The organism is Streptomyces sp. NPDC051173, assembly GCF_040689515.1.
GTDB lineage: Bacteria > Actinomycetota > Actinomycetes > Streptomycetales > Streptomycetaceae > Streptomyces.
Genome location: NZ_JBFBBD010000038.1, coordinates 24,063 through 37,420 on the forward strand (window position 1 = coordinate 24,063; position 13,358 = coordinate 37,420).

Consider the following 13,358-nt stretch of genomic DNA (forward strand, 5'->3'; position numbering starts at 1 on the left):
CCCCATGTCGACCGCGACAGCGGGCGGCGCCGCGGCCCCGGCGGCCGTACCGCCCCCGAAGAAGTCCCGCAGCGTGCTGGGCACCCGGCCGTGGGTGGCCGCCTGTTTCCTGCTGCCCGCGCTGGCGCTGCTCGGCGCCCTCGTCGTCTATCCCATCGGCTATTCCGTCTACCGCAGCTTCTTCGACGCCTCGGGCCACGGCTTCGTGGGGGTCGACAACTACCACGAGGTGTTCACGGACGACCGGATCCGTACGGCGCTGAAGAACAACGTCATCTGGGTGATCGTCGCGCCGTCCGTCGCCACCGCGCTCGGCCTGATCTTCGCGGTGCTCACCGAACGGGTGCGCTGGGGAACGGCGTTCAAGCTGGTCGTCTTCATGCCGATGGCGATCTCGATGCTGGCCGCGGGCATCATCTTCCGGCTGGTCTACGAGCAGAACCCGGACCGCGGCGTGGCGAACGCCGTGTGGGTGGGCATCCACGACACCTTCACCAAGCCGGCGCCGTTCCCCGGCGCGCACCCCGTGAACGACAAGGTGTTCACGACGGGCGGCGGGGCCTTCACCACCCGGTCGGTGGTGAAGGCCGGCACGCCCGCCGCCCTGCCGCTGGTGGGCGTGAAGCCCGGGGACCTGGGCGGCGCGAAGGACGCCATCCCGGCGCGGGGCGTGGCCGGGAAGGTCACCGGCACCGTGTGGATGGACTTCACCCGGGGCGGCGGCGGGACGCCCGGCATGATCGACCCGGGTGAGAAGGCCCTGGGCGGGGTGAAGGTCGAGGCCGTCAAGGACGGCGGGACCGTCGCCTCGGCCACGACGGAGTCCGACGGCACCTTCACGCTGCCCGCCGCCGCGGACGGCGCGCGGCTGCGGCTGCCCGCCGCCAACTTCGCCTCGCACTACAACGGCATCGACTGGCTCGGCCCGTCCCTCGTCACCCCGTCGATCATCGGGGCGTACGTGTGGATGTGGGCGGGCTTCGCGATGGTGCTCATCGCGGCGGGGCTCGCGAGCGTGCCCCGTGAACTGCTGGAGGCGGCGCGGGTGGACGGCGCGAACGAGTGGCAGGTCTTCCGCCGGGTGACCGTGCCGCTGCTGGCACCGGTGCTGGCGGTCGTCCTCATCACCCTCATGATCAACGTGCTGAAGATCTTCGACCTCGTCTACATCATCGCGCCGGGCGCGAGCCTCGACAAGGCGAACGTCCTGGCCCTCCAGCTGTATCAGTCGTCGTTCGGCACGGACGTCAACCAGGGGGTGGGCAGCGCCATCGCGGTCTTCCTGCTGGTGCTCGTGCTCCCGGTGATGCTGGTCAATATTCGGCGGATCCGGAAGGAGCGGCAGCGATGACCACGGTGGACACGGCCGTACGGGCCAGGCAGTCGCTGCCCGCGCGGATCGCGGCCCGGCTGGGCGGGGGCGCCATGCGCTTCTTCCTGATCGTCGTCGGGCTGTTCTGGCTGACGCCCACGGTGGGGCTGCTGCTCTCGTCGCTGCGGGACAAGTCCGATATCGCGGGCTCCGGCTGGTGGAAGGTCTTCGCCCACCCGGCGCAGCTCACCACCGCCGGCTACAGCGACCTCTTCCACAACGACACGGTGATGCGGTCCCTGCTGACCACCGCGCTGATCACCGTGCCCGCGACGGTGCTGGTCATCCTGATCGGGGCGCTCGCCGGATACGCCTTCGCCTGGCTCGACTTCCCGGGCCGCGACTGGTGGTTCATGGCCGTCGTGGGGCTGCTGGTGGTGCCGGTGCAGGTGGCGCTGATCCCGGTGGCCAAGCTCTTCGACAAGCTGGGCATCTTCGAGAGCACACCGGGCGTGGTGCTCTTCCACACGGCCTTCGGGCTGCCCTTCGCGGTCTTCCTGCTGCGCAACTTCTTCGCGGAGATCCCCCGCGAGCTGCTGGAGGCGGCGCGGCTGGACGGGGCGGGCGAACTGCGGCTGTTCACCCGGGTCGTGCTGCCGCTGGGCGGGCCGGCCATCGCCTCGCTGGGGATCTTCCAGTTCCTGTGGGTGTGGAACGACATGCTGATCGCCCTGATCTTCGCGGACAGCGGGCACCCGCCGATCACGGTGGCACTCCAGCAGCAGGTGCGCCAGTTCGGCGACAACATCGACGTGCTCGCGTCGGGCGCGTTCCTGTCGATGGTGGTGCCGCTGGCGGTCTTCTTCGCGTTCCAGCGGCAGTTCGTGAGCGGGGTGATGGCGGGGGCCGTGAAGTAGGACCGCCTGGTCACCTCGCGCCCGTCCGGCCCCGCCCTCGGCGGACTCAGCCGCGGCGTACGTACAGCGACACCGCTCCCCCGCGCACGTAGGCCGAGGACTTCTCGGCGCAGAACTCCCGGAGTCCGTCCCACTTGGCGGACTCCGGGCGCTGGGCCCGGAACCAGGGCGTGCCCACCGTGGTCGTGTCCGCCACCACCCACACCCGCGCGCCCGGGCGCAGGCGCGTCAGCCGGGTCCGCAGCTCCCGCGCCGGGACCTCCTCGCCGAAGAGCGTGCCGGAGGCGGCGGGCGACCTCTTGAGGGTGAGGTCGTGGAGCCCGGCGAAGTCGTGTGGATAGGCGAGCGCGACGCGGCGCTCGTGGAGCGGGAGGAAGAGCACCGCGTCGCCCGGCCGGGCCTGGCGGCCGACCAGGCGTGCCACGGGGGCCAGTTCGTCGCCGCGGCTGACGGGGAGCCGTTCGCGCTCCTGCTGCGGCAGCTGCCACAGGAAGGCCGCCGCGACGGCGAGGACCCCGGCCGCCGCCGCGGCCCGCCGCCACGGGAGTTGACCGAGGATCCGGTCGGCCCCGGCGGCGGCGAGCAGCGGCACCCCGGCGAGGCTGAACAGCAGATAGCGGTCGAGGAAGAGCGGCCGGAACTGCGCGGCCGCGTAGAGGAGCACGGGCGGGAGGACCGCCAGGGGGAGGGCGACGGCGTTCAGGTGGAGCCGGCCCGCGCGGGGGACGGGGGCGGCGAGGGCCACGGCCACCAGCAGCAGCGTGCCGAAGAGGACGAGGTCCCGGGGGCCCGCGAAGGAGCGCAGCAGCGCCTCCGCCTCGGCGGGTCCGGGCGTCCTGATCCAGGAGACCTGGGCGCTCTGCCCGCGCGAGAAGACCGCCAGCGGGGCGAGCGCCCCGCACGCGGCGGCGGCCGCACAGCCCCAGGCGCGCCAGGTCCGCGCGGGTATCCGGGAGACGAGCAGGGTCAGCGCGTGCGCGGGCAGGAGCAGGACCGCGAACTCGTGCAGCAGCGCGGTGACCGCGACCACCACGCCGTACCACGCCCACCGCCCCCGCCCGCCGTCCTCGACGGCACGCACGAGCAGCCAGGTCGCGAGCGCGGCCCCGGCGGCGACCAGGGCGTACGAGCGGCCCTCCTGGGCGTAGTGGCCGACGAAGGGGGTGGCTGCGTAGAGCAGCCCGGCCCACAGGCCGACGCGGGGGCGGGCGAGGCGGCGGCCGAGCGCGCCGACGAGCGCGGCGGTGGCCGCCGAGGCGACGACGGAGGGCAGCCGGAGCGCGATCTCGTCGGCGCGCACGGCGAGCACCCAGTGCATCAGCAGGTAGTAGAGGCCGTGGACGGCGTCGACACTGCCGAGCAGGTGCAGGATCTGCGGCACCGTGCGGCGGGCCACCTGGAAGGTGGCGCTCTCGTCGCGCCACATCGTGCCCCGGTCGAGCCCCCACAGGCCGATGCCGAGCATCACGGCCGCGGGGACGAGCACGGCGGCGCGCCGCCCGCCGCGCCGCGCGGGCTCCGGCGACCGCCCGCGGGCCGTCGGCTCCCCTTCGGCCGCACCGGCCCGCCTCACCAGCACTGTCCGCATCCCGGCCCCTCCCTGTCCCGCCCGGCCACGCCCGGGCGGGGAATATCCCCGATGGTGACGTTTCGTAGGTAAAAATGGCTTTCGTGGAGGCAGACGTCAGCGAGTCCCGGAAACCGCCCGCCGCCCCGCGGGTCTGCGTGATCGTCATCGGCTTCGACGACGCGGCCCACATCGGTGACGCCGTGCGCTCGGCCCTCGCCCAGGGCCCCGCCGTGGCCGAGGTCGTCGCCGTGGACGACGCGTCCACCGACGGCACCGGCCCGCTGCTCGACGCACTGGCCGCCGGGGAGCCCCGGCTGCGGGTCGTCCACCGCGCCGCCAACAGCGGCGGCTGCGGCGCCCCGCGCAACGACGGCGTACGGGCGGCGACCGCGCCGTACGTGATGTTCCTGGACAGCGACGACACGCTGCCCGACGGCGCCGCCCAGGCCCTGCTGCGGGCCGCGCTGCGGCACCGGGCGCCGGTGGCGGCCGGCCTGTGCGTACGCCGCGAGCTGCCCCAGGGCCGCGAGACCCGCTGGCAGCCGGGCCTCTACCGGCGGGCCGGCGCCCGCCCGCCCGAGGAGCGCCCGGCGCTCCTCCACGACACCCTCTGCGTCAACAAGCTCTATTCGCGCGCCTTCCTCGCCGAGCACGCCATCGCCTTCCCCGAAGGGCCCTTCATCTACGAGGACTTCGTCTTCACCGCGCGGGTGCTGGCCGCGGCGCCGCGCATCGCGACCGTGCCCGACACCGTCTACGTCTGGCACGTGCGCCGCGGCGCCGCCGCGCCCTCGATCTCCCTGGACCGCGAGCGCGTCGCCAACTGGCAGGCCCGCGTCCGCGCCCACCGGCGGAGCGTGGACGTCTTCCGCGACGCGGGCAGCAAGCCGCTGGCCCGGGCCGCGCGGGTGAAGTTCCTCGACCACGACCTGCGGATGTACGTCCGCGAGCTGCCCGTGCGCGGCCTCGGCTACCGGCACGCGTGGTGGCGGATCACCCGCGGCTATCTCGCCACCTACGAGGAGGCGGAGCTGGCCGCGGCGCGCGCCCCGGCCCGCTGGATCGCCCGCGTGATCCTGGCCTCGGAGGCGCCGCGCGACCTCGGGCGCCTCGCCCAGCTCGCCGCCCGTCCGGCCCGGCTGCCACCGCCCTACGCGGAGCGGGGCGGCGACCCGGTGTGGGCGGCGGACCTCCCGGGCGCCCCCCTGGACGGCCTCACGGACCCGGCGGCCGTGCCCCTCGCGCAGCTCCCGGTGACCGTCGACGCCGAACTGCGGCTCCTGCGCGGCGAACTGCGGCTGAGCGTCCACGACCTGCACGGGCGACTCGCCGCCGACCCGCCCCGCACCGTCGACGTCGAACTGCGCCACCGGAACGGCACGGCGACCCTGCGCCGCACCGTCCCCCTGACCGGCGGAGGCCCGCCCTGGACCGTACGGCTGCCGCTCCGCCTCACCCGGCTCGCCCGGCTGGGGATCCGCGACGGCACGGGCGCGGCCCCGCAGTCCTGGGACATCCGCGTACGGGCGCACCTGACGTCGGGCGGCTCCTTCCGCACGTCGGTCCGCGCCACGGGCCGCGCACCGCGCCGGACCGTTCTGCCCAGCCGCCGCTTCGGCCTCCTGCTGGCCCGGCCCTACGCCACGGCCACGGGCTCCCTCGCCCTGCGCGTGGCGGCGGGCCCCCGGGCGATTGCGGCTGCCGCCGCGCGGGTGCTCGGGGGACGGCTCTAGGCAGTGCTCGGTTGTTGTGGCCGGTTCCCTGCGGGCGGTGTCGTCGGCGCCATCGCTGCGCGGCGGTGTCCTCAAACGCCGGACGGGCTGGAAGTGGCCGATGTGGGTGCGCGATTCAGCCCGTGGGGGCACCTTGGGGGCACCCCCGGACGGAGTCTGGGGGAGGTAGCTGGGGGAGTTTGAGGACGCGGCCGCAGGCCGCTCCCGCCGCAGGCGCAACCGACCCGCACTCATGACCGCCACCCCCTACCGGTCGATCTCCGCGAACAACGCCTCCCACCGCTCCAGCACGCCGTCCAGCCGCAGCGACGCGACATGCGCGCGGGCCGCCTGCCCGTACCGCCGGCGCAGGGCCGCGTCGGCCATCAGCTGCCGGAGCGCTTCCGCGAAGGCCGCCGTGTCACCGGGCGGGACCAGCGAGCCCGTGCGGCCGTGGGCGACCAACTCCCGTACGCCGCCGGACAGGTCGAAGCTGACGCACGGCACGCCCACGGCGGATGCCTCCGCCAGTGCCATCGGGCGGCCTTCGCGCTCGCTGGTGAGGGCCACGACCGACAGCTCGCGGTACGCGGCGGCCATGTCCCGCACGCTCCCCCGGAACCGCACCCGGCCCCCGATGCCCAACCGCTCGGCGCGGGCACGCAGTTCGGGCTCCAGCGGGCCGTCGCCGAAGCAGTGCAGCTCCCAGCCGGGATCCGCCGCGCCGGCCACGGCGAACGCGTCCAGCAGCCGGTCCAGCCGCTTGATCTCCTCCAGGCGGCCCACCGCGCCGATCCGCCGGGTGTCCAGGGGTGCGGGCGGGCCGGGGTCGAAGGGCAGCGGGTTGGGCAGGGCCGTCGCGTTGGGCAGCCTCCTGCGACGGAACTCCGCGGCGTCCGACTCGCTCAGGAACACCGACTTCTCCAGCGCCGGATAGTGCCGCAGGATCAGCTGGAGGTTCTCCGAGGCGCACGCCTGGAGGAAGGACTCGTGGTACTGCCCGATGCCCTTGAGGTGACGCCACGGGACCTCCTCCAGCCAGTCCGCCGCCCAGGGCGAGCCGATGATCACCAGCCCGTCCGGCACCTGGGCGAAGCGGGCGGCCAGGCGCCCGCGGGCCCGGTCCCGCTCCCGCCGCTCGGCGCGGGCGGCGAGCGTCCGGGCGGGGCTCAGCCGCTCGGCGAAGGAGGCGGCCCGCCAGGGGGGCGCGGCCGGTGCGGAGCAGAGGGTGGTGCGCCCGTAGGCGGGGTCGGGCGTATAGACGTGGGGTTCGGGGCTCGGCCGGATCCCGATGAGCTCCACGCGGTGCCCGCGCTCGGCGAAGCCCTGGGCGAGGGTGTGCAGGACCCGCTGGGAGCCGCCCATGGAGTCGACGTCGATGCCGACGAGGAACAGATCGCGCGCCGTCATCGCCCGCCGCCTCCCGCCCGGTTACCACCCTCGAAGAACAGCTTCACCACGCCTTCGGCGGCCCGGCCGTCGGCGTAGGGGTTGAAGCGGGTCCGGAACCGCTCGTACGCCCCCGCCCACTCCTCCCGCACCGCGTCCAGGTCCGCGAGCGCGTCGGCCAGCTCGTCCACCGTGCCGAGCAGCGGGCCGGGGGCGATCTCGGCCAGGTCGTAGTACGTGCCGCGGGTCAGGGAGCGGTAGCGGTCGTAGTCGTCGGCGTAGAAGAGGAGGGGCCGCCCCAGGTTCGCGTAGTCGAACATCACCGAGGAGTAGTCCGTGAGCAGGGCGTCGGAGGCGAGCAGCAGGTCGTTCACGTCGAGGAACTCCCGTCCGTCGCGCACCGCGTGGCCCAGTTCGCGGGGCACGGTGAAGCGTTCGTAGTAGTGCGGGCGGATGATGACCATCCATTCCTCGCCGGTGCGCCGTACCAGCCCCTCCAGGTCCACGCGGATCGACTCGCCGCCTCCGCGCGTTCCGTCGCGGAAGGTCGGCGCGTAGAGCAGGACCTTGCGGCCGGGGGGAATCTGGAGGCGCTCCCGGGTGGTGGCGGCGCGCTCGCGCTGTCCGGGTTCGTGCCCGCGCACGAGCGGGTCGTTGCGGGGCAGGCCGGTGCGCAGGAGCTCGCCGGTGTAGCCGTTGGCGCGGACGAAGGTCTTCTCGAACTCCTCGCTGGGGGCGATGAGGGCGTCCCAGCGGGCCACCGTCTCGCGGTGCAGGCGCCGCCGTTCGGCGCTCGCCAGGCGCAGTTCGGGGACGTCGAAGCCCATGTGCTTGAAGGCCTGCCCGTGCCAGGTCTGCAGATAGCGGGTGCCGGGGCGCTTTCCGTAGAGCAGGGGGAAGCCGTGCGAATCGACCCAGTAGCGCGCGCGGGCGACGGTGCGGACGTACTCCCAGCTGCCCCGCCTGATCAGGGGGGTGCCCTCGGGGTAGGAGGAGCTGCTGCCCGTGTACGACCAGACGGCGCGCAGCGGGAGGCCGCGGCGCAGGAGTTCCTCGTGGAGATAGCGGGGGCTGTCGGTGTAGCCGCGGCCCTCCATGGCCTCGAAGACGACCAGTTCGTCGTCGATGGGGAGTCTTTGCAGCTCGTGGTAGGTGAGGGCCTTGGCGCGGGGGCCGGTGACGCGGCGGGTGAGCCGGTGGATCCCGCGGTGGACGGTGCGCAGGCGCGGGGCCGCGGCCCCGGCATGGCCGAGGACTCCGGTGCGTTCCCAGGTCAGTTCGAGCCGCCCGGCGCCCCGCTCCTCGCGGCCGACGCGCAGCCGGTGGCGCGCCAGGTGCAGGGTGAGGGAGGCGAGGTCGCCGGGGACCAGCAGGGGGTCGGTGCGGGTGAGGCCCATCCGGCCGAGGACGACCACGGGGTGGCGGCGGCCCCGGAATCCCTTGAGGCCGAGGGGGATCCGCCCCGGGTCGAGGTCGATGGTGGCGGTGCGGGGGGCGGGCAGGCCGTCCGCGCCGGTGCGGGGCGGGTCGTAGCGGAAGGGCACCGTGAGGGGTTCCGCGGTGGTGGCGACGCGCAGTTCGGCGGTGTCGGGGCCCGCGTCGGGGAGGAGGTGCGCGGGGTCGTGGGTGTGCAGGAGGACGCGCAGCAGGGGTCCGGCGGGGCCGATGTGCGCCACCTCGTGGCGCAGGGGTCCTCCGGTGAACGGCTGCTCGTCCAGGTGCCATCCGGTGATGTCGAGCCCGGCGGCCGCCTCGGGGCCGGCCGGGGGGAGCGGGCCCCAGTACGTCCGGCCGGCCTCGCGGACGACGTGGCGGGGGGCGAGGTGCGGGCGGTCGAGCGTGCGCGCGCACTCGGCGGCCTCGGCGAACCGCCCGGCGCTCAGCAGGTAGTGGCAGATCTGCTGTTCGCGGGGCATCGCGGCGTGGGCCTCGGGGGCGAGGGTGCGCAGGTGGGGCGTGACGACGGCGGCGAACTCGGCGATCCAGCGGTGGTCGCGGAAGGGCAGGTCGCCCAGATAGAGGCGCAGGTCGTGGCGGAGGAACTTCTCGTCCTCGGCCGCCTTGAGGTCGGCGTTGCCCGTCTCCTGGAGGAAGGCGTCGACGAGCCCGGCCACGGTGACGCGGTCCCGCACGCTCTCGATCCGGTGCCGGCCGGCGGTGATGGAGGGGGTGGCGGGGTCGGCGGCGAGCCACCAGGTGTAGACGGGCCAGGGGACGACGGCGAAGCGGCGCGCGAGGGTGAGGGCCTGGGCGCTGAAGAGGGAGTCCTCGTAGTGCACGCCTTCGGGGAAGCGCAGGCCGTGCCGGGCGAGGAAGCCGGCGCGGTAGAGCTTGTTGGTGGAGAGGGCGTCCAGGAAATAGCGGGGCGCGGCGCGGATACCGTCGAAGACGTGGGTGTCGTCGAAGAGTTCGGGATACCACAGGCCGGTGGTGCCGGTCTCCTCGAAGAGGCGGGTGACCTCGCCGGTGACGAGGTCGGCGCCGGTCTCCTCGGCGGTGAGCAGCAGGGATTTGCAGGCGTGGTAGGGCAGTTCGTCGTCGCTGTCGAGGAACATCACGTGGGGCGCGCGGGCCACCTCGATGCCCGCGTTGCGCGGGGCGCCGCAGCCGCCGCTGTTGGCGGGCAGCCGCAGGGCGCGCACCCGGGGGTCGGTCCCGGCCAGCTCGCGGGCGGCGGCGAAGGTGCCGTCGGTTGAGCAGTCGTCGACGATGATCACTTCGAGGGCGCGCAGCGACTGGCCGAGCACGGACCGTACGGCGCGCGGCAGCCGTCCGGCATCGTTGCAGGCGATCACCACGACGCTTACGTCAGGGCCCTGCCGGGCGGGCCTTCGCACAGCGCTCACACTTCACCCCGTTTCCGAGCGGTCCAGGTGGTCCCCGGCTTCGGGATCACTACCGAAAGAGTAGACGCGACCACTGACAGTGACCTCGCGGGCGGGCCGGGCCCGGTCGCGCCAGGCCCGTACGGCCAGCACTGCGGCGACGCCCGTGATCATGACGATGTCGCGGAAGGCGTGCCTCCGCGCGCCGTCCAGGTACGGCCAGTTCACCGAGGCGAGCTCCGGGAGCAGCGGGAGCCAGAACCAGGCCGAGCGCGCCGCCGCCCCGCGCACCACCGTGGAGGCGGCCAACGACGGCAGGACGACCAGCATGTAGTGCTGGAACGACGGCCGGGAGACCAGGAACGCCGCGAGCATCAGCAGGGACGCGCACTCCACGAGCCGTGCCCGCTCGTCTCCCCCGGCCCGCCAGCGCACCCGGGCCAGGGCGAGCACGGTCAGCGCCGCGGCCCCGGCGAGCGCGAAGGCCACCGGTGACGGCACCCCGAGCCGTGGCAGCACGGTCGTCCAGGAGGCGTCGAACGGCCGGGCGTACGCGTCCTGTCCGTGCAGCAGGAACGGCAGCGTCCGGGTGAAAAAACGGCCCGGCCGGGGCATCGCCGACGCCGCCGCGAGCGACAGGGCGACGGGGACGCCGACGGCCCACGCCAGCGCCCGCCACCGCCGGGCCAGTACGAGCAGGAGCAGCAGCGGCACGAGCATCGGCTTCAGGGCGATGGCCACGCCGGTCACCACCGCGGCCGCGCACCAGCGGCCGCGGTGCGCCAGCAGCAGGGTCACGGGGAAGGCGACGGCGGAGAGGACCGTCCAGTTGCCGAGGCTGACCAGGCCGTGGAACGGCTCGAACACGCCGAGCCCGGCGACCATGGCCGCCGCGAGCCGGCTGTCGGCCCGCACGCCGAAGAGCCGCAACGCGACGAGCACGCCCGCCAGTCCGAGCAGGGCGGTCGCGACCGGCACCGCGTAGAACAGCACGCGCTCCCCGGCCAGGGTCTGCGGGAGTGCCGCGAAGACCGCGCCCGGCAGATAGAGGAAGCGCTTGTCCGCGTACGGCGAGCCGCCGTCGAGCAGGGTCCGTGCCGCGCGCACCACGACGGCGTTGTCGATGGCGGCCCGCGTGCCGGTCAGGATCCGCACGACGTCCAGCGCAAACACCAGCAGGGCCGCGCCGAGGAGCGGCCGGGGCGCGCGTCCGCGCAGCCACCGGGCGGGGACGTCGGCGGAGCCGGGCCACCGGGAGTGGACGACGCCGGGCGCGCCCGGGGAGCCGCTCACGGCGCGACCACCTCCGACAGGACGAAGCCGCCGGGCCCGCGCGCGGCCCTCCTGAGCGCGGGGTCGTCCGGCGGCAGGCCCGGCCCGCCGTCGCGCTGGAGCACCCAGCGCGCGCCGAACTCCCTGAGGATGCCGAGCCGTTCGGCCCTGGAGGCGTCCGGGGAGAAATAGCGGCGGGTCGCGTCCCGGCGGTGCCGTTCGTCGCGGAGGAAGACGTCGGGGTAGGCGGGGGTGACGGTGTACGGGCCGTAGGCGGGGATGGTGCGGAGCGCGTAGTAGTTGTCGGTCATCACCGTGGCATCCCAGGGCATCGCGCGCGCCGCCCAGTCGAAGCGCGGCCAGAGCGCGATCGTGTGCACCCGGCGCAGCGGCGGCGGGAGGGCGGCGGGCCGCAGGACGTACGACAGCGCCCCGGCCTGGGTCCACGCGCCCGCCAGCAGGGCGGCCGCCGTCAGGGGCACGAGGGCGGCGCGGAGCCGACGGCCGGCGCCGTCGGCGATCTCGGTGGCGAGGGCCAGTTGGGCGGGCAGGAGCGCGGCGGGCAGGATCCGTCCCCACGCCTGGTGGCCGGTGAGCCCGCCCGCCGCGAAGACCAGGAGTCCCAGCCCGAAGAAGATCACCAGGGGGTCGCGGCGGTCGCGCCGCCAGCGGGCCGCGAGGGCCGGCACGCCGAGGGCTGCCAGGCCGAACTTCGTCGTGAGGTGGTCGTAGAGCGGCCGGTGGATGTCGTCGAGGCCGCCCGCGCCCGGCAGCGAGAAGAAGGAGTAGTACGGCCAGCAGGCGAGCACCACGACGGCCAGCGCGGCCGCGGCGCCCACCCGTACCCACACCGCGGCGCGCGGCCGGGGGCGGGCGCCCAGCAGGACCGCGGCGGCGCCCAGCACGGCCACCGCGCCGGTGAATTGATGGACGAGCAGGACGCACGCCAGCAGCAGCCCGAGCGCGAGGAAGCGGGCCGGCCCCCGGCCGCCTCCGGCGAGCGACCCGCGCAGCAGCGCCCACAGGTGGAAGGCCAGGCCGAGGGCGAGGGTGCTGGGGTAGGCGAGGGTGAGCGACAGCGAGACCAGGCCGGGGAAGCCGCTCCACGCGAACAGCCGCACGCCGTCGAGGAAGAGGACGCACAGCAGCGCCAGCGGGACCGCCGCCCACGCGCGCGTGAAGGTGCGCACGAAGGCGGCGATGCCGGTGCCCAGCAGCACGAGCCCGGCGAGGCCGCCCAGGCGCAGCACGGTGAAGGTGCCCCAGCCGGTCACGGAGGCGGCCAGGGCCAGCAGGACCGTCCACGGCGAGTAGTAGGGGCTGGGGGTGTCGGCGCGCACCAGGGGGTTGCCGGGGTGGAGCGGGTCGGCGCGCAGCCGTTCCAGGACGGCGGCGTGCATCCCCAGGTCACCGGACCAGGGCAGGCGTACGACCATGAGCAGCAGCAGGGCGGCGAGCAGCAGGACGCAGGCCGCGAGCGCCCGGTGCGGGGTGCTCGGGCCCGGCCGGAGGGCCCCGGCGGTGCGCGGGGCCGTGCGCTCAGCGGGCGCGGCCGTCGGCGGCACGGGCGGCCCTCGCGCGCAGTCGCCACGGCATGGCCACGGATTCGAGCTGCACGGCCAGGTTCATCTTCGACTCGCCGACGGTGCGGTCCTCGAAGTGGATCGGCACCTCCATGACGGTGTGCCCGGCGCGCAGGGCGCGGTATTTCATCTCGACCTGGAAGCTGTATCCGGCGCTGTCGACGGTGGCGAGGTCGATGGCGCGCAGGGCGTCCGCGCCCCAGAGGTTGAAGCCGCTGGTGATGTCGCGGACGCGGGTGCCGAGGATCGTGCTGGCGTAGGCGTTGGCCCAGCGGGAGAGCAGTCTGCGGTGGAGGCCCCAGGCGGCGGAGAGGGTGCCGCCGGGGACGTAGCGGCTGCCGACGACGACGTCCGCCCCGGTGGCGAGGGCGACGCCGAGCAACTCCGGTACTTTCTCCGCCGGATGGCTGCCGTCGGCGTCCATCTGGACGACGTACGCGGCCCCTTCGTCGACGGCGCGGGCCATGCCGGCGGCGTAGGCGCGGCCGAGGCCGTCCTTGGCGGTGCGGTGCAGGACGGACATCCGGGCGCGGTCCGGCCGGTTGTACCGTTCGGACAGATCCTCGGCGATCTTGCCAGTGCCGTCGGGGCTGTTGTCGTCGACGACGAGCAGTCGCAGCCCCTCCAGCGGCAGCGCCATGAGCGCCTCGGCCATGGCGGGGAGGTTGTCCGCCTCGTTGTACGTGGGCATCACCACGGTCGTCGCGGTGCGCCCCCACTCCGCGGGGAGCGGGGGCACGGCGGGTGTGCGGATTGCGCTCATGTGCCTGTCCTTGTC

Annotated in this window: 9 protein-coding genes; 3 read left to right on the forward strand and 6 right to left on the reverse strand. The window is 74.7% G+C overall.

Features of this window, described 5'->3' with window-relative positions; genetic code table 11:
• Nucleotides 1-4: 4 nt before the first annotated feature.
• Both AB0435_RS20445 and AB0435_RS20450 read left to right on the forward strand, forming a co-directional pair.
• Nucleotides 5-1,351 carry a sugar ABC transporter permease gene (locus AB0435_RS20445; protein ID WP_366427612.1) on the forward strand — a complete coding sequence of 449 codons (1,347 nt, stop codon included), beginning with the start codon at nucleotides 5-7 and terminating at the stop codon, nucleotides 1,349-1,351.
• Nucleotides 1,348-2,229 carry a carbohydrate ABC transporter permease gene (locus tag AB0435_RS20450; RefSeq protein ID WP_366005073.1) on the forward strand — a complete coding sequence of 294 codons (882 nt, stop codon included), beginning with the start codon at nucleotides 1,348-1,350 and terminating at the stop codon, nucleotides 2,227-2,229. Before AB0435_RS20445 ends, AB0435_RS20450 begins: the two co-directional genes overlap by 4 nt.
• Nucleotides 2,230-2,275: 46 nt before the next feature.
• Here AB0435_RS20450 and AB0435_RS20455 read toward each other — a convergent pair whose 3' ends face one another.
• Entirely contained in the window at nucleotides 2,276-3,817 is a 1,542-nt protein-coding gene (locus AB0435_RS20455; RefSeq protein WP_366427613.1) for a glycosyltransferase family 39 protein, read from the reverse strand.
• A 74-nt stretch (nucleotides 3,818-3,891) separates the two neighbouring features.
• On the opposite strand from AB0435_RS20455, the gene AB0435_RS20460 reads away from it, so the two are divergent.
• The gene (locus tag AB0435_RS20460) at nucleotides 3,892-5,532 is read left to right on the forward strand and encodes a glycosyltransferase family 2 protein (protein WP_366005075.1); all 1,641 of its coding nucleotides are present in this window, start codon (nucleotides 3,892-3,894) and stop codon (nucleotides 5,530-5,532) included.
• A gap of 246 nt (nucleotides 5,533-5,778) precedes the next feature.
• Here the strand turns inward: AB0435_RS20460 and AB0435_RS20465 are convergent, their stop codons facing one another.
• The 5 genes from AB0435_RS20465 to AB0435_RS20485 are packed head-to-tail and all read right to left on the reverse strand — an operon-like array spanning nucleotide 5,779 to nucleotide 13,343.
• On the reverse strand, nucleotides 5,779-6,921 hold the full coding sequence (locus AB0435_RS20465; protein ID WP_366427614.1) for a glycosyltransferase: 1,143 nt from the start codon (nucleotides 6,919-6,921) through the stop codon (nucleotides 5,779-5,781).
• Nucleotides 6,918-9,746 (reverse strand): CDP-glycerol glycerophosphotransferase family protein, encoded by a 2,829-nt coding sequence (locus AB0435_RS20470; RefSeq protein ID WP_366427615.1) that lies wholly within the window; start codon nucleotides 9,744-9,746, stop codon nucleotides 6,918-6,920. Before AB0435_RS20470 ends, AB0435_RS20465 begins: the two co-directional genes overlap by 4 nt.
• Nucleotides 9,747-9,749: 3 nt before the next feature.
• Complete coding sequence (locus AB0435_RS20475) at nucleotides 9,750-11,018, reverse strand: glycosyltransferase family 87 protein (protein WP_366427616.1); 1,269 nt, start codon at nucleotides 11,016-11,018, stop codon at nucleotides 9,750-9,752.
• Nucleotides 11,015-12,562, reverse strand: coding sequence for a hypothetical protein (locus AB0435_RS20480; protein WP_366005079.1), 1,548 nt, complete (start codon nucleotides 12,560-12,562; stop codon nucleotides 11,015-11,017). The genes AB0435_RS20475 and AB0435_RS20480 overlap by 4 nt, the downstream gene beginning before the upstream one ends.
• Nucleotides 12,537-13,343, reverse strand: a complete 807-nt coding sequence (locus AB0435_RS20485; protein WP_366005080.1) for a polyprenol monophosphomannose synthase — start codon at nucleotides 13,341-13,343, stop codon at nucleotides 12,537-12,539. Before AB0435_RS20485 ends, AB0435_RS20480 begins: the two co-directional genes overlap by 26 nt.
• Between the last annotated feature and the right edge of the window lie 15 nt (nucleotides 13,344-13,358).